Annotated in this window: 20 protein-coding genes and 2 pseudogenes; 17 read left to right on the top strand and 5 right to left on the bottom strand. The window is 55.4% G+C overall.

The window, feature by feature from the left end:
* The first annotated feature begins 17 nt into the window (after nt 1–17).
* From RYA97_RS07065 to RYA97_RS07055, 3 genes are all read left to right on the top strand, one after another.
* Complete coding sequence (locus RYA97_RS07065; protein WP_003435219.1) at nt 18–386, top strand: iron-containing alcohol dehydrogenase; 369 nt, start codon at nt 18–20, stop codon at nt 384–386.
* Between the two features lie 301 nt (nt 387–687).
* Complete coding sequence (locus RYA97_RS07060) at nt 688–1,380, top strand: HNH endonuclease (RefSeq protein WP_003435221.1); 693 nt, start codon at nt 688–690, stop codon at nt 1,378–1,380.
* Nucleotides 1,377–2,018 carry a hypothetical protein gene (locus RYA97_RS07055; RefSeq protein ID WP_003435223.1) on the top strand — a complete coding sequence of 214 codons (642 nt, stop codon included), beginning with the start codon at nt 1,377–1,379 and terminating at the stop codon, nt 2,016–2,018. The genes RYA97_RS07060 and RYA97_RS07055 overlap by 4 nt, the downstream gene beginning before the upstream one ends.
* Nucleotides 2,019–2,399: 381 nt before the next feature.
* Here RYA97_RS07055 and RYA97_RS07050 read toward each other — a convergent pair.
* Nucleotides 2,400–2,579, bottom strand: a pseudogene (locus tag RYA97_RS07050) (alkene reductase); the annotation flags it as partial.
* 250 nt (nt 2,580–2,829) lie between these two features.
* Between RYA97_RS07050 and RYA97_RS07045 the strand changes: the two are divergent.
* The 4 genes and pseudogenes from RYA97_RS07045 to RYA97_RS07030 all read left to right on the top strand — a co-directional run.
* Nucleotides 2,830–3,048: pseudogene (locus RYA97_RS07045) on the top strand (LysR substrate-binding domain-containing protein); the annotation flags it as partial.
* Between the two features lie 25 nt (nt 3,049–3,073).
* A complete protein-coding gene (locus tag RYA97_RS07040; RefSeq protein WP_172833045.1) occupies nt 3,074–3,343 on the top strand; it encodes a LysR substrate-binding domain-containing protein in 270 nt (89 codons plus the stop codon).
* A 54-nt stretch (nt 3,344–3,397) separates the two neighbouring features.
* Complete coding sequence (locus tag RYA97_RS07035; RefSeq protein WP_003435231.1) at nt 3,398–4,228, top strand: hypothetical protein; 831 nt, start codon at nt 3,398–3,400, stop codon at nt 4,226–4,228.
* 398 nt (nt 4,229–4,626) lie between these two features.
* Nucleotides 4,627–4,797 carry a hypothetical protein gene (locus RYA97_RS07030; protein ID WP_003435236.1) on the top strand — a complete coding sequence of 57 codons (171 nt, stop codon included), beginning with the start codon at nt 4,627–4,629 and terminating at the stop codon, nt 4,795–4,797.
* A gap of 53 nt (nt 4,798–4,850) precedes the next feature.
* Here RYA97_RS07030 and RYA97_RS07025 read toward each other — a convergent pair whose 3' ends face one another.
* A complete protein-coding gene (locus tag RYA97_RS07025; RefSeq protein WP_316892025.1) occupies nt 4,851–5,801 on the bottom strand; it encodes a site-specific integrase in 951 nt (316 codons plus the stop codon).
* Nucleotides 5,802–5,995: 194 nt separating this feature from the next.
* On the opposite strand from RYA97_RS07025, the gene RYA97_RS07020 reads away from it, so the two are divergent.
* Nucleotides 5,996–6,406 carry a DNA-binding protein gene (locus RYA97_RS07020; protein WP_316892024.1) on the top strand — a complete coding sequence of 137 codons (411 nt, stop codon included), beginning with the start codon at nt 5,996–5,998 and terminating at the stop codon, nt 6,404–6,406.
* A complete protein-coding gene (locus tag RYA97_RS07015) occupies nt 6,348–7,004 on the top strand; it encodes a hypothetical protein (protein WP_316892023.1) in 657 nt (218 codons plus the stop codon). Before RYA97_RS07020 ends, RYA97_RS07015 begins: the two co-directional genes overlap by 59 nt.
* A 40-nt stretch (nt 7,005–7,044) precedes the next feature.
* Here the strand turns inward: RYA97_RS07015 and RYA97_RS07010 are convergent, their stop codons facing one another.
* Nucleotides 7,045–7,224, bottom strand: a complete 180-nt coding sequence (locus RYA97_RS07010; RefSeq protein WP_016981733.1) for a hypothetical protein — start codon at nt 7,222–7,224, stop codon at nt 7,045–7,047.
* Between RYA97_RS07010 and RYA97_RS07005 the strand changes: the two genes are divergently transcribed.
* The 6 genes from RYA97_RS07005 to RYA97_RS06980 all read left to right on the top strand — a co-directional run bounded on the left by RYA97_RS07005 (nt 7,223) and on the right by RYA97_RS06980 (nt 15,198).
* Entirely contained in the window at nt 7,223–7,399 is a 177-nt protein-coding gene (locus RYA97_RS07005) for a hypothetical protein (RefSeq protein ID WP_157178027.1), read from the top strand. The genes RYA97_RS07010 and RYA97_RS07005 overlap by 2 nt on opposite strands.
* 181 nt (nt 7,400–7,580) lie before the next feature.
* Entirely contained in the window at nt 7,581–9,485 is a 1,905-nt protein-coding gene (locus RYA97_RS07000) for an ATP-dependent nuclease (protein WP_003435243.1), read from the top strand.
* A 43-nt stretch (nt 9,486–9,528) separates the two neighbouring features.
* Nucleotides 9,529–11,280: a UvrD-helicase domain-containing protein gene (locus RYA97_RS06995; protein WP_016981727.1), complete on the top strand. Its 1,752-nt coding sequence runs from the start codon at nt 9,529–9,531 to the stop codon at nt 11,278–11,280.
* Nucleotides 11,281–11,491: 211 nt separating this feature from the next.
* Entirely contained in the window at nt 11,492–12,646 is a 1,155-nt protein-coding gene (locus RYA97_RS06990; protein ID WP_225231426.1) for an RES family NAD+ phosphorylase, read from the top strand.
* Nucleotides 12,647–12,770: 124 nt separating this feature from the next.
* On the top strand, nt 12,771–13,433 hold the full coding sequence (locus tag RYA97_RS06985; RefSeq protein WP_029240973.1) for a competence protein CoiA: 663 nt from the start codon (nt 12,771–12,773) through the stop codon (nt 13,431–13,433).
* A gap of 841 nt (nt 13,434–14,274) precedes the next feature.
* The gene (locus RYA97_RS06980; protein ID WP_225231418.1) at nt 14,275–15,198 is read left to right on the top strand and encodes a hypothetical protein; all 924 of its coding nucleotides are present in this window, start codon (nt 14,275–14,277) and stop codon (nt 15,196–15,198) included.
* A 347-nt stretch (nt 15,199–15,545) separates the two neighbouring features.
* On the opposite strand, the gene RYA97_RS06975 is transcribed toward RYA97_RS06980, so the two are convergent.
* A complete protein-coding gene (locus RYA97_RS06975) occupies nt 15,546–16,604 on the bottom strand; it encodes a hypothetical protein (RefSeq protein WP_005777171.1) in 1,059 nt (352 codons plus the stop codon).
* Nucleotides 16,605–16,795: 191 nt separating this feature from the next.
* Here RYA97_RS06975 and RYA97_RS06970 point away from each other — a divergent pair, with 191 nt between their 5' ends.
* Complete coding sequence (locus RYA97_RS06970) at nt 16,796–17,488, top strand: ImmA/IrrE family metallo-endopeptidase (RefSeq protein ID WP_005777170.1); 693 nt, start codon at nt 16,796–16,798, stop codon at nt 17,486–17,488.
* A 456-nt stretch (nt 17,489–17,944) separates the two neighbouring features.
* Here RYA97_RS06970 and RYA97_RS06965 read toward each other — a convergent pair whose 3' ends face one another.
* Nucleotides 17,945–18,856: a GNAT family N-acetyltransferase gene (locus tag RYA97_RS06965; RefSeq protein ID WP_316892041.1), complete on the bottom strand. Its 912-nt coding sequence runs from the start codon at nt 18,854–18,856 to the stop codon at nt 17,945–17,947.
* 121 nt (nt 18,857–18,977) lie between these two features.
* Here RYA97_RS06965 and RYA97_RS06960 point away from each other — a divergent pair, with 121 nt between their 5' ends.
* Complete coding sequence (locus tag RYA97_RS06960) at nt 18,978–20,399, top strand: PLP-dependent aminotransferase family protein (RefSeq protein WP_005777167.1); 1,422 nt, start codon at nt 18,978–18,980, stop codon at nt 20,397–20,399.
* The last annotated feature ends 337 nt before the right edge of the window (nt 20,400–20,736 follow it).

Genomic DNA, 20,736 nt, shown 5'->3' with positions numbered 1-20,736 from the left:
GTGCTCGGAAACGTGGCATGGCGCTTCACCACAAGCTCTGCCACACCTTGGGCGTTACGTTCAATCTGCCACACGCCGAGACACATACCATCGTGCTGCCGGATGCCATTGCCTACAACGAAGACCATGCCAAGGCCCAGACCGCCCGTATCAGCTTTGCCCTGGGCGTTGAAGGCACTGTACCAGGCGCCGCGCTGGCGCTGTATGACCTGGCCGTAGAACTCGGTGCGCCGACGGCATTGGAATCGCTGGGAGTGGGCGAGGGCGACATGCAGCGGGCGGCAGATATTGCCCTCCAAAACCCGTACTGGAATCCCGCGCCGATCGAGCATGACGCAATCCTCAAGCTGCTGTCGAACGCACTGCAAGGCAACAGGCCTGCCTAAACACGTTGCTCGCCATCACTGCCAATTCGGTAATGTGCGGGTACTTGGCAGATGTGATGTAGCACCTTTGGTGCCGTTAGCTTCCTCCGCTTTCGGCATCTTTTTTGCCCCTGATTAGTCTGATGATCGCGACACCTATCGGGTGTGTCACGCAGGCTAACAGCGCTGATTCCGCACCAGCTGTCAGCGTCCAGAAAAATCCCTTCAGACTGCGTCATCTGATGTCGGACTAGGCCAAGGTCGGTCTATGACTCTGCGCTGTCTACCGCTACTCTGTGCACCTCAAATTCAGGGCGCGACCATGGCAGATCGAAAGTACATTCCACAGGAAACCAAGCTCCGGCTTTTCTCAGAGGCCGCAGGTCATTGCCAGCACCCGGACTGCCTACAACCCCTATTCCCCGCTGAAATGGGGGGTGACAAGCACATCGCGGAGATGGCCCACGTGATCCCCCATGGTGAAAAAGGGCCACGTCACGAGGAGCGCCCTGATGGCGAATTCGAAGCTGACTCCTTCGAGAACCTCCTGCTCCTGTGCCCGACCTGCCATACGAAGATCGACAAGAACTCCCCGTCGTACAATCGAGTCACGCTGTTGATGTGGAAGAGCAACCACCTAGCGGCACTGGCCCATAAGCAAGGCGTACACGCCTACGAGGAGCGCTCGCAGGTTAGGAACGCCATAACCGCTGCCATGGCGGAGAACAAGGCGATCTGGAAAAGGCTAGCGCCTTGCGAAGGTACAGATTTTGAGTACGACCCTGAGTCAGAGTCCGCGAAAACCTGGTCGGACAGGATGCGTAACGTCATCCTGCCCAATCACCTTCGTATCCAACGCATCATTACGGCGAACCAGCAGCACATGAACGAGGCCGAACATGAGGCCTTTGCCCAGTACCAGGAGCATGTCCGAGGGCTGATCGAACGTCACGTCTGTGGTGTCTCCGGCCGTGCTATTCGCTATCCAGTACAGCTAGACGGAATCTTTGCATGAAGTGGCAGGTGAAATATGCGTTGGAGAATGCCCGGCGTGAAAGCGGAGTCATCTCGGTAGAGCACGCTGGGGGCGACGCTATTCGCATCTCGGTTCATGAGCAGCCTGACGTTTTGGCTGTCATCAGTGACGCCTACAAAATGGACGCCGAGTTGGCTGCTCGATACTACGAGCAATGGCCAGAGATGGATTTCCTCTGCGGCTATCGCAAAGAGTGCTTATGGGATGGTAGTGCGATCGCCTTCCTAGAAGACAAGACCGTAGGATGGGGAAACTACGGATCACTTGGGTCAGCAATTCCAAAAGGCTCGGCGAGGATGGCGTCCCACAAAAACTACATGTTTCCTTACCGCCTGATTCTGCAGCAAGGTTACGTTTCAAACGTCCGCCGTGAGTTCGATCGTGTATTCTCTCTGACCCTTTCGCGTGGCCGCTCACTCAGGGTAGGCATGATCTGGGAATATGAGCCGACAGCTGATGCTGTTCGCAGCCTCTGGGACAGTTGTGGTGCTGTGGACGTTGCGTGGAACACCAACCCCAATGGATCGCCCGCCCCGAGCGCCATTGAGGCAGGGCGGCAGCTGGGATGTAAGGTACTGAAATGGGACGAGCTGAGACCTATCTTGCTGAAGGGCTGATGACAGCAGCGGAGGTGGCAGGCTTTCTCCTCGAAACCTGCCCGACACTGCGGTACTACAAGGCCTTCATGTTTGGCTCATCGCTCCACGGCATCGGCAGCGATTACGACGTCTTGGTAGTGGGCCCTTCTGGCGCGCCATTGGTTCGACTGAAGAGCGAATTAAGAGCCGCTGGCGCTGAGCTCCCGCTCGACATCTTGTACATGGTGCCGGAGGAGGCTGAGGACACAGCGTTCGTCGCTAGGAAAGGGTGTATTCCACTCTCACTGCTGGCTCGCTCACTGTGCGAAATTCAGAAGCGAATTTGAGGCTCCTGTGGCCCTCGCTTGACAGGGTCGGCAGCTCTGGATCTTTGAGAGCCGCCAGAATGCCTTGGAAAGGCCCGGATGGGAAAATTCGGATACCGACTCGCTCAGACCCAATCGCTTCCACCGCTGCGTCGACAACCTCCTGGGCAAAGCGAGCTCGATTTTCCAAGCGGCCACCTTATTCGTCAGTGCGTTTGTTCGACGCGGAGGACAGGAACTGGTGAAGCAGGTAGCCGTGGGCACCATGCAGTTCGCAATACTCGCCGGCTGTCTTTGACACCTGCGGGCCATGAGCTCTACGGGAAGTGCAGGTTCCTGCTGGGTGAGTTCCGCGATGCCGAAGCCGCCGTCCACGCAGCGACGACCGAGGCAAGCGGAACGCTTACCATCACCTCGACTATCTCTTGTGCAAAGCTACACATCGTCCCGATCCTGAGCGAGTTTCGGAAGCGCCATCCCAAGCTCAAGGTGAAGATCATTGGTGCGAACCGTTATTACGCATCATGGATACCGAAATCGACCTGGCGATCCGCACTAGGGAATTCGAGCCTGACTCCAATATCACCACTCGCAAGCTAGCTGAGACCAAGCGCGTACTGGCGGCCTCTCGGGCCTACCTGGCGGAGCGGGGGCGACCTCGTACAGTCGAGGATTTGCTCAATCAAGATTTGCAGATCTATAGTCATGCCAACCAGCCCCGCGTGATTCAATTCACCAAAGGCAAGGAATCCAAGGTAATCGAGATCGATGCTGTCCTCGAATGCAATGATGGCCAGATCATCCGGGTGCACCAAGGCTCACGCGGGCATTTTGATCCAACCGCTGTACATCATCTACAACGAGATCGTCTCAGGCGAACTCATTCCAGTTCTGACCGAATGGGAGCTGCCCAAGCTCATCATCAACATCGCGTTCCATGAGCGAACCTACATACCGGCAAAAACCCGACTGTTCATCGACTTCCTCGTGGAAAAATTTAAGCCCAACAACTTCGAGCGTCTTTGGAACGAGGTCTGATCCAGGGAAGGCTCGCAGCCCCATTATCAAGCCTCCTGGAACCTCGAACGAATCATGCAGCCCGAAACCTTCCTCCGTTATATAGACATGCCGAAATTGGCCGAGACCGTGCGAGCAGTTTGCGCCCGCCTGGATGTAAAAATCCGCCCCCAAACGGATTTTGCGAAGGCCTTGAAGCTTGCCTCTGAAGCCGAATGTATCGCGTCAACCGGGCCCTCAATTGAGCTTGGTCGTGCGCAGCGAGTGTTGTTGGCCATCGAGGCTTGCCAGCACGAACCTGAGCTTCGGGAGCCGTTGCGACGCATCGCCAGTAACCCGCTAGACCCTGCTTCGCTGATGCACTCTCCCGGGAAGGATGCAGTGTTCGAGCTTGAGATGCTCCAGTATGTGCGCCACCGCCAGCTGGTAGGGCGTCTAGGGGAGCCAGATGTCGTAGTTAGCGCGCCTTTCGGTGACTATTACGTCGCGTGCAAAACCATCAACTCCATCAAAAATTTTGAGGGCCAAATACGCGCGGGTTGTGATCAGGTCGTCGAAAGGGGGCATGGGTGCATTGCATTCAATCTTGAGCCGCATCTCCTGATCCCTCAGCCTATTCAAGTTCAGTCTGAGGCCCGGCTCAGGCAGATGATCCACCCATGTTTGGAGAGCCTCTACAAAGAACACCAGCGCTTTGTAGATGCTCGACTCAAGGACGGGCGGCTGGATGGCGTTCTGTTCCAGATATCCTGCTTTGCGGAAATCGCCGACAGCCATTCGGACATGGATGTGTTTACGCACACCGTCTTTTACTGCCGCTCGCACATGCAAGAGCGCGCGGCTATTGACCGATTCGAGGGTTTCCGCCAATCCATGCAAGGCCCAATGAGACATGTTTGGCCCTAAACGTTAAACCTTGCCTTCCAGAACTGGAAAACTGAGGTCGTGCCCCTAGAGAGCATCTCGGCATGTAGGAGCATGGGGCTGGGGGCGAAAGCCCCCTTGGCTTCAGGGCTCATGATCACCCTTTGACCTGATGCATTTCTTATCAACGAAGGTCAGAAATTCCGCCCAGATGGCTAAATCACATGGTCGGGCATTCCGCCTAGGACACAGTGTTTTTCCACCTAGCGAAAAACAGATAACCGATAATGTGCGTTGACCCGTGAACGCGAGTTTCTTTAGCTGAAATCATGTTCTCGAGCTACAAGCGCCAAGGCTCCCAACGCTCTGATGTCGTTGAGCTAGAGCGCAACAGCCGACAGGCAACTACCTCAATAAATAATGCCAAGATGAGGAAAATCATGACTGCTATCCAGCCAACCAAGCCAGAGGCACTGCTAGGTTTCGACAACCTGCTGATCACTCCTCATCTGGCGGGATGGTCTCCAGAAGCTACTGCCGCACAGCTGGAAGTGTTCATGGCCAACGTAACCGGCCACTTTTCAGGCAGCGGCGCCGTAGTACCTGTCTGAACGGGCTCAAACTCTTTCAGGGTGGGATGTGCTTCTGGTTTTCGGCAGCAATCCTACCGGCCAATCTGCAGCTCAGATCCACGTTTCCCCACCGCCAGTCCCGCAAAGGAAGCGCTCGCGTCGATGTAGCGCAGCGCCGACTGCATATCCTTCCACCCCACGTAGGTCATCAGCGCTTTGATGTCCCACCCATTCGCCGTCGCCCATGTTGCGAAGCCTCTCCGAAGGGAATGGCTGCTGTACATGGCAGCAGGTAAACCCGCCTGTGCAAGGATCCTGCGCAACATCGGAATCAGGCTATGAGGATTGATTCCCTCGGTTGAAAGATTGCCCCAGCGATCGATCCCCCTGAACACCGGCCCACTGGCCAGGCCAGCAATGGTGATCCAATTGATGTATGCCTCCACAGGGCAGAGCATCTTGAGCGCCGGCGTGTGATAGGTCGCACCCTGATGCTCGCGATCGCTCTTGGTGTACGGAAGAAAGAATGAAATGCCTTCCCCAGACACCGCGTGGGTGTGCTCGATCTCTAGACGAGCGAGCTCGTCACCTCGGAAGCCACGCCAGAACCCGATCAAGACCAGGGCGATTGATCTCCTTTGCCGAACCTCACACTTGTGATCGCCTCGATGGTGAGCGCCATTTGCTTCGGTATCTAGCCAGCCCACAACTTGCTGCAGCTGGCTCAACTGAAGAGGGGCAGCTTGCTTTGTCTTGGCTGGATGGACAGCTCGAATACCTTTGAGCACCCGTCGGACGTCTGGCGTCTTCGTTGGATCTGGAAAGCCTTGAGTGATGTGCCATTGGGATAGCGCCGCGAGCCGCTGCTTGAGTGTATTGATCGAGTGATGCCCGGCATAGTTGGCCAGGTAGCGGACGATGCCGTCACCCGTGGTAGGCAGGTAGCCACCCCAGTCCATCTCGAAATGCTCAATGGCTGCTCGGTAGCTTTTCCGAGTGTTCTCCCGGGCTCCAGCCTTCAGGTACAGATCGGCTTTGCCCATGTGATGGCCTCCAGATCGAGGGAACTTGGCATTCGTACTGCCTGGGTGTACTAAAAACCGATTCTACCGAACTGAGAAGCCATAACTCTGCATTACTTCATACCAGTTGTCGGCTTCTTAGTTGCACTTTCAAGCATTTTCGTATCATGTAATTACATGACATGTGATATGACACGAAATAGTACGGAGGGCGTATGGCCCGTGGCGGCGTTAACCTGGCAGTGGTGCAGAAAGCGCGGAACAGCCTGCTGATGCGTGGTGTGTACCCCAGCATTGATGCGGTGCGGGTCGAGATTGGAAATACAGGCTCCAAGACCACGATTGCTCGTTACCTGAAACAGCTGGAAACGCCCGGGCCAGACGCAACCACGCGTGATCGCATGAGCGGTGCACTGCGCGGGGTGGTCGAGAACTTGTTGGATCAGGTGCAGGAGGAGGGTAATCAGGTCTTTCTTGAGGCACGGGCAGAGTTCGAGCATGAGCGCAAACAGTTGGCCGCCCGCACAGAAACCCTTGAGAACGAGCTGGCAGAACTTCAGCGCTGTCATGAGGCGCAGGCGTCCGCACTGGCGATCCAAGCCCACTCATGCTTCGCTACAAGCTGAACTTACACGCAACGCCGGCCTATCCCAGCAATGCGCAGACCTCAAGGTTCGCCTAGGCGAGCGGGACGCCCAGATCCAATCCCTCGAAGAAAAACTGCTTCATAACCGCAACGCTCTGGAGCATTACCGTGAGTCGGTGAAGGAGCAGCGCGATCAGGAGCTGCGTCGCCACGAGGCACAGCTTCACCAACTGCAGGTTGAACAGCGCAAGCTGCAGGAGACAGTTTCGGTCAAGCAGGACGAGTCAACTCGGCTCAATCGAGATAACGAGCGCCTGCTGGGTGAGGCCAGGCAGCATGCCAGGAAGTCCGCCGACCTGACGGACACTGTCCAACGCATGACCTCAGATGCTCAGGTTACCCAGGTGGCGCTGGCGCGAGCGGAAGGTGCTCAGGAAGCGCTCAAGGAACAACTGCTTGATCAGAAGCAGGACACTGAAGCATTGCGCCAAGCCCTGATGGCAAGCACCACCACTGTCACTGCGCTGCAGCAACAGATAGGGGCAGTGGAAGCCGAGAATGCCACTCTCCGGCAAGCACTAGAGCAGGCAGTGGATGCATCAGAGTCAACAGATCATTCGAGCGAGACGGGCGGGTGAGGGTGGTCACCCAGGGCCCACCCAGTGACTTTGCGAATTTCTAGCACACCCCTTGGGCAGTCGCAGCCTCGTCGTCAGCCATCAGGGCCTCGGCCAGCGCCTCGAGCGCATCGGCCAAGCGTGCGTTCTCCCTGGCATCGCCACTTGCCGGCACGAACTCCTTGCAGTGGCGAAGCAGTGCTTCCCTGTCATTGTGGTTAAGGTCAAACGAGATGTGCATGCACGAACTCCTACGTGTTGAATCAAAGGAGCGGTTTACCCGAAAATTGCCGGCGTATGTAGCGCGTCTGGAAGAACAAAGAATGGATGATGACCTGGAGGCCGAGGTTTGGCGCGCTGCCGCAGATTTTCACGGCCCGGCGCTTGAGCTGATTTTGCGTGAGGTGCTTAGCTGAGGTATCCCACCCAGATCATCATCGGTACAAATCATCCTCGCAGGCCAAGCCTGGATGCTGAGATTGCCCGGGCTATACCGTAATGCCACTATCACAGGATCAGTTTGCGTGAACCTGCAGGCCAGATACGCCCGGCAGTCACGTCATTTTCGTTGGTAACCGGCCACTAGAAGGGATTCGCATGTATCTACGGCAATTGGATGTCACTGGATTCAAATGCTTTGGTGAGCCGTTCACCATCGAATTTCGAGACGGGCTGAACGTGCTCGTGGGAGAGAATGGGGCCGGCAAGACTGGCGTGGTCAGTGCAGTGCGCCAGCTCTTCAACGACTCGGAGTCAGGCAAGCGAATCATTAGTGAGCGCGATTTCTACCGGGGTTTTGAGCCGGGCGCGGTCGCTGCTGAAAGCATCCAGATTCAGGCGACGTTTTCAGGTCTGGATGATCAGGACGCCATTGCGTTCGAATCCTGGTGTGGAAATCACGACGAGGCCAAGCTGACTTTTGAGGCCCGCAATCAAGAGTCTCGCGGGCGCTTCAGGCACCACACCTACGCGGGGCACGAGCATGCCAAACCGTTCGAGTCCGAGACGCTGGACTACATCCATTGTATTTACCTACCTCCGCTGCGCGATGCCGAGAACAAGTTGCGCGAAGGTCGCCAGTCCCGCCTTGCCCGGCTCATGAAGGCCCTCTGCCGCAAAGAGCTCGCTGAGGCCAGGAAGGCACAGACTCTTCACCCGCTGGAAGAGCATGTCGGAAACTTCAATCGTGAGCTTTCACAGAGCGACGAATTTGCGATCAAACAAGCCAATCAGCGAATCGGAGACAACCTGAAGGCAGCGCTGGGGCTCAATCTCTCTCAGGGCACCATGATTCAGTTCTCAGAAGTCAGCTTCTCCCGGATCGTGGAGGGCTTGCGGCTTCTGTACTTCCCTAACCTCAGCGAGGCTGACACGACCCAGTTCCGATCGCTGGAGGAGAACAGCCTTGGCTACAACAACCTCCTGTACATCGCGTCGATCCTGGCTGAACTGATCCTGGAGGAAGAAGAGGATCGAGGCGAAGAGACCTATCTGCGGCTCCTGTTGATCGAGGAGCCAGAGGCGCATCTTCATCCTCAGCTTCAACTGCGCCTGCTGCGGCATTTGAAAACGGTGGCTGAAGAACGTGGCATCCAGGTCATCATCACCACGCACTCAACGGTCATCTCTGCCGCTGTCTCCCTGGATCACCTCATCCACATTTCAAATGACGCAAGGCCAGTAGCAATACCGCTCAGCGCGTGCGGCCTTCCTGAGCACAGCCGCCGCTTTGTGGATCGCTGGTTGGACGTCACAAAATCCAACCTCCTTTTCTCCAAAGGGGCACTGCTCGTAGAAGGAATCGCTGAGGCGATGGTGCTGCCAGAGCTGGCGCGTATTGTCCTGCGCCCCTACGGAGAGGGGAAGAACTGCCTGGACGACTACGGCGTCTCGGTGATCAATCTTGGTGGCATCTACTTCAATCATTTCATGCAGCTGTTTTGCGATGTCACGGGCGGCCAGCCAGGCGAGAATGTCCCAATCAGGTGTGCAGGGCTTACCGACAATGACCCACCGAAATCTATCAGGTCGGTTGCAGGCGATGACGGTAAAGAAATCCCCGTTCCGTTTCTTCCCCATGATGATGACCTCCTTGTAGGCGACAATCCGGCCTTGGCATTGATAGGGCCGATCAGCCAGTCGCAGTTCGGCAGGTTGTTCGTAGGTAAGTACAAGACCCTCGAGTACGACATCGCGATGGAGGGTAACAACCTCAGATTGATGTCGACGGCTGCGGCCACTCTCTGGCCTGTGCAAGGCGGGGAAGTGGTGAGAGAGCTGACAAGGCGGGCTGGACTGGACTACTCGACCATGAGTTCAGGGGAGAGGGCGCCGTACGCGAATGACATGCTTGATCGAATCGAAACCAAAGAAATTGGCAAAGGGTTCTATGCGCAGGCATTCGCGGACGCGCTGGCTAACGTGAGGGATGACTTTATCGTGCCGGAATACATCCGCTTAGCCGTCCTCTGGGCTTGTGGGATCGAGGAACAAGCCGAATGACCCGGGTCAGGCCTGAAGGCTCGAGGCCGAAGGATGCCAGGCGATGAACTTCACCAAGGAGCAGTTGGAATACATCGCAGCGCCGCTTGATCAGCACAGCTACCTGAAAGCATGCCCAGGTAGTGGCAAGACCGAGGTGGTGGCTGCAATGGTCTCGCAAACCATCCAGGTGTGGTCACGTTCGCCTTCGGGTATCGCTGTTCTCACGTTTTCTAACAGTGCGACCGACGAGCTCCGGAGTAGGGTGCACAAGTACTTGGGCGGGCCTATCGGCTTACCCCACAGTATCTCTACCTTCGACAGCTTTGTTCTCACTAGGTTGGTGGCCAGCATCGCCAGCGAGCTGACGGGCTATCCAGGCAAGGATGGCGATTTCCGTATCCGTATCCTTGAGAAGGAAGCGAATATCTTCCAGACCCAGCAACGGATTTGTGGTCGCCGCATCTCAGCCTGTCGGTACAACTATGACTTGGAGGCGGGGCGCTTCAAGTTTTCGACCGGCGATCGAGCGCTCGATCATCAGCTCAACGCCGTGGAGGTTACTGACAATATGCATCGGGATCTCGTAGCCACGAAGAGGCGGTTCTGGCTCGGTGGTTACGCTACCCATGGTGACATCGATATGCTGGCGCTTATGGCCTTCAAAGATCACCAGTTTGACCGCTACTTCTCCCGAGTTGCCCGTCGGTTTCCCGTTGTGATCGTGGATGAGTGCCAGGATCTCTCCGCTGAACAACTGCAAATCGTGAGCAAACTCAGCGGCTTTGGGATCAAGTTTCACTTCGTCGGTGACCTGAACCAGTCGATTTATGGGTTCCGCAAATCGAACCCGGCCAACGTCAACAAGCTCATGGGCGTACTGCAGTTCAAGCAGTACGAACTGACCACCAATTGGCGCAGCGGCCAGGCCATAGTCGATCTCTGCAGCAACATCGTCGGTACCGGGAAGGTTTCGGGGAATCCTGAAATCGCATCCATCCAGCCCAAAATTCTCGAGTACGAAAGTTGTCCATCCGAGCTGCTGCCTACGATCCGAAACCTGACAGCTGCATACAATGAGGTGGTACTGGTTGCCCGAGGGCATGCAACCCTTCAGCGCCTGCGCAACGGGAAGACCTTTGAAGGCATTGAGCTGCTTGCAGTCGCCTGCATTGGCGCCAGCTCAGGGAGCCTGAGCGATCTCAAAGTGAGTCTCAGGACATTCGCCCAGTGGCTTGCAGGGAAGCTAAAGCTGGAGGTCACTAAGACGGGGCCCTATTGCCCAACCTCAATGGAGTCGAAACTGGCCTGGCGTAAATTCATCCACCAAAGCCTGAGGTTCATGGTTGCCAGCGGCGCCGGCAATTCCGATCAAAACTGGTCAGCGTGGGTACGCTGCGCAAAACTCGCACTGCGACAACTCCCTGACCAGGCGTTCGTGCCCGATGAAATTCTTAATGAATTGCAGGAATTGAGAGGACTCAACCTCGTCACCAAGCGTGGTCAAGGTGATAAGCCAGTGTCGATCCGTCTCTCGAGTCAGGATATCCAGGATGGCGAATCGGAGACATTGCGTTACGAGACGATTCACCAAGTCAAAGGTGAGACTCACGATGTCACTGTGGTTGTGTCCTCACGTAAACGCGGCAAAGGTGAATCACACTGGGCCGACTGGCTACAGAACCGTGAGTCTGAGGCCGCCCGTTTTGCCTACGTCGCGAGCTCAAGACCTCGGCACATGCTCATTTGGGCAGTCAAAACGCTGAAACCTCGCGAGCGTCCAACCCTGGTCAATTTGGGCTTCCAACTGCCGTGAAGGACTTGAGCGTGCCTTCAATGACCGGAAACCTGTTCAATCCCACGGGCAACGAGCGCCCTATCATCGACGGCTCAAAACAACTGATTGAGTGGATCTGATTTCAATGACGTTATCGAGCGCGGCGTGCTTTAAATGCGTACACGACACTTTTCTCAGTACATGGGTCACTGAAACTGGGGCGCTCGACCACTGTAACCTCTGTGGTGACATGGCCCAAAGCGTCGCACTCGTCGAGATCACTGCGCGGGCGCGTGCCGTTCTCGACCAATACATCTGGGAGGCGCGGAATCATCGTCATTGGGGTTCCGACGGTTCAAGACTGGAATCACCCGGCGAACCATTGAAATACTGGGTCGCCGAAGTCTTCGCTTGTTCCCCTGGTGCACCTATCGTTCAGGCAGTTTGTGGTGGACTGAGTGAGGAGTGCGAAGCACTGCCCATTTTTTCCACCACCATCCACTACAGCATTCGTCCGGCTGGGGTTAAAAGTGCGCTTAATCGGTGGTGCGACATCCAGGAGGGCATGCGGCACAGCAGTCGGTTCTTCAACGACGAGGCCAGGCAGCTTCTCAGCTGGCTGTTCGACGACCTGGGCCAATACGCAGAGTCAGCCGAGGCTGACCATGTCGTGCAGACCCTCAAGCCGGATGATTGTCCCGCAATCTACCGCGCGCGGCGCAGTCCTGCTGAAAAGGTCGAGAGGATTCGGGACAACCCCGACACTGAACTGGGTTCACCACCAAAAGAAGTATCGGGCGAGGGTAGAATGAACCCTGCTGGAATCCCGGCGTTCTACGGTGCATTCGATCGTCAGACATGCATCGCAGAACTGCGCCCGCTTCCACAGGACAGCTTCATCAGTGGGCGATTCCAGCTCATCCGCGCGGTTCGAGTACTCGACTTCGAACGCTTCGAAGGCGCTAATCTAGGGCCGATTCCAAGCTTCTTCGACCCTGAGTACTTCAAGCACCTTGATCGCCAAGGTTTCCTTCACAAAATTCACGAGGAAATAAGAATTCCAGTCGATGAGGAAGAAAAACGAAACTACCTGATTACCCAAGCTGTAGCCGAATACTTGGCCCTCAAGTGCTCCCCGCGCTTTGACGGCGTCATCTTTCGCTCTGCTCAACGCGCTGAGGGGCGGAACATTGTACTGTTCTCGCATGCCGCCGCTAAGCCAACGTCATCCACGGTGCGTTTTGCAACCGGATACCGGGTGAGCGGCGCAAAGGCGGGTGATCCATTGAGTATCGAGTACGTGGCCGGTAGCATGATTCTTCACACCATCGATAAAGACAATGTGGGCACGATGGATGAGGTGCTGAAAGAAACAGAATCTTCCAACGCCATACCCGAGGCATAAATAGCCCGGGCTGGTAGCAGGCACAGCCCAAACAGGTGAGGGTGGCGCCTACGCTACGAAAAGTACAAGACCATCATCCATACTGAAACGCTCGGAAAATCAGCGAGACCAGGGAGGGCGAGAGATGAAATATGCCCACGTGGGCGACACCCGAATGGAAGCCGAACCGAAGCTGCGCGGGGTTTGCCCATCTTGTGAATCTGAGGTGATATCCAAATGTGGCAAACATGTGATCTGGCACTGGGCACATCGATCAAAACTCAGCTGTGACCCGTGGTGGGAAAACGAGACGGCCTGGCACCGGGAATGGAAGAATCGATTCCCAGCAGAATGGCAGGAGGTCATGCATCAAGACCCGATCAGCCGTGAACGCCATATCGCCGATGTGAAGACCAGTCACGGTGTCGTAGTTGAATTCCAGCGCTCGACGATCGATCCCGAGGAAGTGACAGCGCGAGAGCAATTCTACAAGCGGATCGTTTGGGTGATCGACGGGACACGCAGCGAACTGGACAGCTCTTTTTTCAATCTTTCACGCAGTGGAATCTCCACTGAGGGCTACGCGTACTTCAAGTGGCTGGGGCGTAGCCGCCTATTCCACCGCTGGCATACCCGCACACCCGTTTTTGTGGACTTTGGGGGCGCGGGGTTTTGGAGGGTGTGCGCGTTCGACCCTACGACCAAAGAGGGAACAGTCGGAATTGTTGATCGGGATTTGTTTTGCCAAGGCTTAATCCGAGGCGAGACCGATTTCAGCCGGGGTGGTGGCCCAGCCGGGATGCTTTAGATGCATTGCGCACCTGAACGTATGGGCAACACCACACGCTCATGGCTCAACGGCTTCCTTGATGCCGGGGCTTGTCGCAGGCGAGCTAAGCGCTCTACAGCTTGCTCGAGGCTCGACCGTTGCCTGGAGGCTAAGGTGTTTCACTGATTCGAATTGCAAACCTGAGATCCGACGCAGTGATTTCGAAAGCAACCACCTGCGCAACCTGACGGCCATACTCTAGTGAGTGGCTCCAAAGTATCCGTGCTGGGCCATGGTCACCCAGATTTCTTGCACACGATTACCCGTCGGATGATCGTCCGGCCAAGGTCAAGCCGAGGTTGCCTCAGCACGCAGTGCTCCACCATGAGACCTACTCGGTCGCCGGCGAAGCTGATGCGCTCGCTGAATACGACGAGCGCCTTGGTGCGTTCTATCAACGCGAAGGAATGAAGGCATCGGGCTGGTCTGAGCAGGTGGTCAGCAGGCTGCGGAGCGTCTCGAGCCTGCACGGACGCGAAGAGCTTGTCGGAGAGCTTAAGCGAATGGGGTTCGGTCTACACTAAAGCAACCTTGGCCACAGCCGTGCACGCATCGAGGATACTCAGGAACAACTGCACAAACGTTTCCACACCCATTTATACCCATTTTCAATGGTCACTCTGATGAGCTCGGTAGCGCCTTGCTAGATCAATCTGCTGTCCTGGATGAATCAAGCGACTCCTTGACCAGCTTACTAGCAGAAGTGGACGCAGATCACGATCTGACAAATAGACTCTTCGATCACACGACCTGTGACCTACACGCACTCACTGACGCCCCGAGATATCTTTGGGCAAAGGCACTTGAGAGTGATCGCCTGGTGGCCAAAGCTGAAGCAGTGTGGATTTTCTTTGAGAAAGTCGTTGGGCCAGACGGCAACGTCTCGGACGAAGAAATCGGATCGGATCCCACAGCGGTATTCACCGGCTTCATCGCTCGGAATGCTTCGTCTCTCAAGGGCACCCTGTGGCAGTCAACGAGCGCAGACTGGTCGCTGCAACAGTATCTTCTGAGCTCCACCGGTATCAGTAATGACGTGCTCCAGGTATTGCTCGATGGCGTCGTGCTTCAAGACGTAGCAATGATAAAAACAGCGCTACCTGAGGGTCGCTGGGGCATGCTGGTAGCCTCATCATTTTTGCCATACAGCTCGGAAGTCAGGGAGATCGTACTGAATACTTGCCCACAGCTCGAAGGCAAGTACCTGGTTGAACGCTGGGATCTAGCAAAAGCAGAGATCGAAATCAGCTCGCTCCAGCTCGACACGATGCTCACGCTGAGCAAAAGCAAAGCGCTGTCACTCACACAGAAAATTCAGATGTGGTCAGGGCTTAACCTGGAGACAATCGAAAGCAAACCGGAAGTGGTTCCAGAGCTCGGCCGTGTATCTATGCTGGCTAATCAAGCCGGCGCAAGATTTGCTGATTCGCTGATGCCTGTGCTGCGACACCTGGTTCGCAACGCGAGCCTCACCACGGAGCAGCGCTCTGAAATACTGACACAATGTCTTCCCGGGATGAAGTGGCCGGACATTGCTGCAGCTCTAGGGTTGCTCGACGATGAGGACTTCAAAACCGTGAGCGCGAAGGTCAAGAAGATCAAGGTAAGAAACACCGAGTCAAATCGGAGGTTGGTCAACGCGATGAAATCTGAAGGGTACTTGGCAACGGTGACGACTGAGGACGACGTCATCATCGCAACCACCAGGCCCTCGTCAATGACATCTGAGAACGGATGGCTCTAGGCTGAGCGCTGAAAGTAGCAGCTCAGCGACCACCGTAGAGCGCCGATAGGGCGTGACGCTGACCTGCATGGGAGTAACCTGACCCTCGCACATGACTTATCAAGCTGCTCGTAAAAGCAGCATGGGCGAGGGGAGTGAAGACGTGAACCATGGGGCTGTTCTTGTGTCAGCAGGTGGGCGATGCTGGAGCGGTAGCGTGGATACATAACAATTCGATAGGCCCCTCAGCCCTGACGCCCCAGGACTGTTTGTCCCGGAATAGTCTGAGCGCGAAAGGGCTCGCTTAGCATCCATGGCAGGCCCGAACCACCATCGGCATATGCGTCGGGTGGCCCAGGCTTCACCGGCTACTTGTCGTACTTGGAAGGCAATGGGCAGTCGTAATTAACGTCAACCATGTCCAAGTTCTTCAGCTCGAAATTGGCGTAGCTCGTCCCCTGTGACGTCCGTACTGTGGGTTGTCCGTACAGAAACACAAACGCAGTGGGCTTGGGCTGCTGGGAGATCTTTGCAAGCCTGGTAGCCATGAGGTTTTTGAGTTTGTAGCGCTCGACGAGCGTGTCCGAAACGAAGCTTGAGGTCGTCAGGCTTTCGGTTCCGCGCATCAAGCATTTCTTGAACTTGATCCGGTACGCGTCATTTTTTCTAGTGCGATCGATGTAGGCCCACCCATAGTAAATGACAGGGTGGTCGGGGAGGTCATTCAGATCCTGCTCCCAGATGCATTTAAAAATGCTGTCGTAGGCCACGTCCTGGCCGGCAATATTGAGCCGGCGAAACTCCAAGGTGTTGTCGGTTCGATACCGGATATACCGGCTTACTACAGAGCGCACGGAGTAAATGGGGCCTACGATCCCGGATTCACCCAGCTTGGTCGTGTAAGGCCTTGTGTTTCTAGCGCGTTGTTTCGCCACATGCACATCAGCGCTGGGATCCTGAGTCGGTTCGTCATAGTACGAGTCAGGTCGAGCAAGCTTGAACACGTCAACAATGGACTCATCGACGGTTTTGCGCTCCTGCCCATCGGGGCCGCTCGGTTCAACCTCAAGGTCGATCGCCTTCCCGTTGATGATCCCGCATGCCTCACTATGCTCTCCGTAAACCTTGAAGTGCGGCACGACCCGCATGCTCTGCACGTCCTTGTCCAAATTCGCACAGGTCACCTGGGCCGCACAGTCCGCTCCAGGGCAAACGAAGGCTCGTTTATTGGTAATTACACCTGCCCAAAACAGGTCATAGGCTCGATCGGGATCGACAAAATCTCCAGCCTCAATGCTGAACGCAACATCCAATGCCATGCTTCTTGTCAAACCTCCGGTAATCCTTTCGATGGCCCCCAACGCTACAGCGGGCGACATCAAGGGTTCGATGTGTGGATAGCGGTCTGGCACGCCCTCATCGGCCACCGCCGTAGCCGAATCCTCGCACACAATCTGGAGCAGGGCGAACCCAAAGATGGCGAAATGAAATCACCTTATTTCTTGTGCCAAACCCCTCCACCGTTCATCTGAAAACCCATTTTGTGGTTTAGCCATATATTGAAACCACTACATATTGGGCTAAATTGTTTTTGAAAGCCTACATGTGGTGTTCTGCCATGAACGAAGCTTCAATCGAGAAAGCAGCTACTGACCTGCTAGTGCAGATTTACCGTGATCGCCGGTACCTGTGGCCAGATCAAGAAATCCCACCGATGATGATGCGCAGCCCCCGGATCGCCGCCATGGTCTGCGGCTACGACTATCACGAATATCCCACCCTGGGAGACACCCAGTTCAACCGGCATAAAACCGGTACTCGCATTGCAGGCCTGATTGACCGTCAATCCAATAAGATCGCTGTCGCGACCGAGTTTGGTGACAAAGTTCAGCTCTTCACGGGGGCCCATGAAGTCGGCCATCTTGTTTTGCATGAGGACACCGTCATGCATCGCGACCGCGCGTTTGATGGCAGCCCGTTGCAAACACCACGTGCACCCGCAGAGCGACAAGCCGATCGCTTCGCGGCCTGCTTCCTCATGCCTCAAAAGCTGGTGAAGGAACGCTTCGAATTTATGTTCTGCTGCAAGGGACAGCTGCGCTTCAGCGACGTGATTGCCTATCACCTCGACCCCAACAATCCGGATCGACTCCTCTACGCCCCAAAAGAGTCGGGAGAACGTGAACTGGCTCTAGCGCGATGCACCCGCTTCAACAACCAGAACCTGGTGTCACTTGCCCAGCAATTCGGCGTCTCGGATTCGGCGATGGCCATCCGGCTCAAGGAACTGGAGTTGGTGCGGTGGCCATAAGGCGGGCAGGGGTCAAAGCATGCAAGTAGAGGCATCCCTGGACGCGACCTGCATCCAGGCTGTTACTTGAATGGGCGCTGATTGAATGCCGGTAGCAATTCCAATATGGCCTGATTTAGTTCTGCAAAGATGAAGAAGCGACGGTGACGCAGGGCTGCCAGCAGCTAGATCTACTGCACAACCTTGATGGATTACCGCCCAAGGCATATCAGATTTACCGACAAATCAACCGGCATCTGCAGGGCTATCCGCTTCTGATTCGGCCAATGCTCTTACGGGCCGAGGCGTAGTACCGATGTCGAGAAAAAGCGCGGGGGCAATGGGGCGGTAAGCGCTCTGGTGCAGACCGTCCCGTGCAGCTAGCCGCAGAGCCGTTAGCTACCATGCCAGTTTCGGTAACCTGCGTGGCTTCGATGCTGCGCGTGACTCGCAGGCACCGAGACGCAGGCCTTTTCGTTAACCGATCTCTAGTGTCAACATGCCAAAGATTTTTGCGAGTGGTAGATCTGGGGCAGTCCCTCGGTACATTCTGGCAGTCTCGAATAGGGGTGTGAGCTCATAACTCTCTGCGAGAAGAGTGCCAACCTTGTTAGGTTGTGGGACATCAAGAATCACGGATGCACCATCAGCCCATGCAACAAGCGAACAGAAAATGGATTCCGCTATAAATTCGTTCTGAGCAGATAATGGGCAAATCTTATAACCGCTCTCAGCTGGTCGGATTGCACCGAAACCTTTAACCACACCCTCCTCGACGTAGGCAACAGAGTAAGACGAGTGCTTGAGAAGCCAGTGTCGAAGAAAAGTCTCTCGACTGGCTGGAAAAAACGACCAGTCATAGTCCAATACCCGATCAATAAGTTCTTCGCCAATGCTTTGTACACAAGGATTATTAGACTTCAAAACCTGCGGGATCCCGGCATAACGCGTGGTCTTGAAAGCCATTTCAAAGCCTGAGCGCGCGTAGTTCCCCTGCTGAGCAACAACCGCATCCAAACCTACTGTCCTACCTTCGAGAGAGGTCATTGCGGCTTTCCAGAGTGGATAACCCATGCCCTTTCCACGTAAATCCTCTCTGACAATATATAGGCCCACAAAGCCTATGGTATCGCCGTATTTGACAGCGGAGATAGCCGCGACGGGATCATCGTTCAAGCAGGCAACGAACAACCCCGTGGGATCTGCGACCTGAAAAGCCCTTCCATCGTTAAGGCCCAAATTCCATCCTTCCCCAGATGTCCATTGAATGACTTTATCTAGGTCGCTTGGCTGCATCGGGCGAATGGATAGCCCATTTGGTGTGTGTGTTGTCATATCGGTCTGACCGTAGAAATTGGATCGTGGATAAGGGGGGGAAGCTTTTTCCACACTCAAGCCGACGCTTGGACGGGGTGTATCAGCTCCAGGCGGAAATCTTAAGAAGAGGAGACAAATCAATACAGAGTCAGATAGAGTGAAAAGATACCAATACAGGGGGGGGGGAGAGTCGATGCTGCGCTATATGGCCCTTGCTGAGTCGCTGCGTACCCAGATCGAGCGAGGCTGGTTGAGGCCTGGCGAGCGCATTCCATCAATTCGTGAGCTAGCCACCAACCATGGTGTCAGCACTGCCACTGCGGTTCAGGCATGTCATCAGCTGGAAAAAGAAGGGTTGATCTTGGCTCGGCAGCGCATGGGATTTTTTGTATGCAGCTCCACACCGTCCGTCACCTTCAAAACGCCCTCTGCACGTGAGCCAGCGTTTATCAGCAACCCTGCATTGCGAGAAATGCGTTTCATCGATGCAAGTGCAGACGTATTACCTCTGCATTACGCTCGTCCTGCCGCCGCACTATTACCTGATGCAGCTATTGCTGCTGCTCTTTCGAGATGCTTACGCAGACAGCGGAGCAGCGCTCTGGACTACTCGCCCCCTCAGGGGCATGGCCCGCTACGACGTCAAATAGCCCAGCGTTACGTGAACCTTGGAGCCCAAGTGGAGGCGGAAGAGATCATCGTAACTGCAGGCGCTATGGAGGCCATCTCATTAGCGTTGCGTGCCACTACTTCTCCTGGGGACTTGGTATTGGTCGAATCCCCTGCCTATCAGGGCATCTTGCAAACACTCGCCGCCTTGAACCTAAGGGTCGTCGAGTTTCCTCAGGATCCTGTCGGTGGGATCCATATGGCGCGCTTGGAGGCAATCCTTGCAGAAGAGCCCGTTCGGCTAGCACTTGTTGTACCGAACTTCTCCAATCCCTCTGGCCGCCTGCTTGATGATGCGACTAAACAGCAACTGCTTTCAGCGTGCCAGCGGCACGGCACTATAATTTTGGAAGACGATGTTTACGGTGAGTTAGCGTGGGACGACAGCCGCCCATCTCCATTACGGCGCTGGGACTCAGGTAGCAACGTGATTACCTGTAGTTCATTCTCCAAATTTTTAGCACCTGGATTACGAGTTGGCTGGATTGTAGGGGGGCGCTGGACAGAAGAATTAAGCAGGGCAAAATACTTCTCCACCATCGGCAATACCGCGCTTCCCCAGCTCGCAATCAGCGACTACCTTGGGCGCCACGATCTTGAGCGCGGACTGCGAAGACTACGCCGGGAGTTGGCAGAAACCTCGCTTCGTATGCGTGATGCAATCAGCCGTTATTGGCCTAAGGAAACACTTACAAGCCAGCCGCGTGGAGGACTGTCGTTGTGGATTCAGTTACCTGCCGGAGGCGACGCTCAGCAGTTATTCAACACGTCGCTGGATAATGGCATTGGAATCGCGCCAGGGCCCCTTTTCTCAAGCAACGGTAGCTACGGTGATCATTTACGCCTGACTTGCGGCTTGCCATGGGGTGAGCGGCTCGCCCAAGGAATGATTAGTTTGGGGAAGCTTGTGCACGAGAACGTTACCAATAACAGGACAAGCATCTGATCAGTCGATAGTTAGTATGAATCCCCTCTGGCTTCATTGAGACTCTCGGGCCTCATGGATGTGTCTATCCATCGATTGTTAGACCGGCTGCTTTTGGCCGAGGCAGTGTAAAAACGTTTTCGGGCGCGCCAGGTACTTAAGACCAGACTGAAATCCGCGCACCTAGGCTGAATCTACATCTGCTGTCGTGCCGACAATTTTCATATATTACGTAGGTGCGCGCACTTCAATTTTGGCGATGCTTTTTTACAAACTCTGGGCCGATAGCTGCCCGTCATCCTCGACAGCTATCGGCCAGAAGCGGTTCTCATTCCAACAGAGGGGCCAGGAAATTTCG

This window comes from Pseudomonas syringae group sp. 26L6, assembly GCF_032587815.1.
GTDB lineage: Bacteria > Pseudomonadota > Gammaproteobacteria > Pseudomonadales > Pseudomonadaceae > Aquipseudomonas > Aquipseudomonas amygdali.
This window is presented reverse-complemented; position numbering and strand designations above follow the sequence as displayed.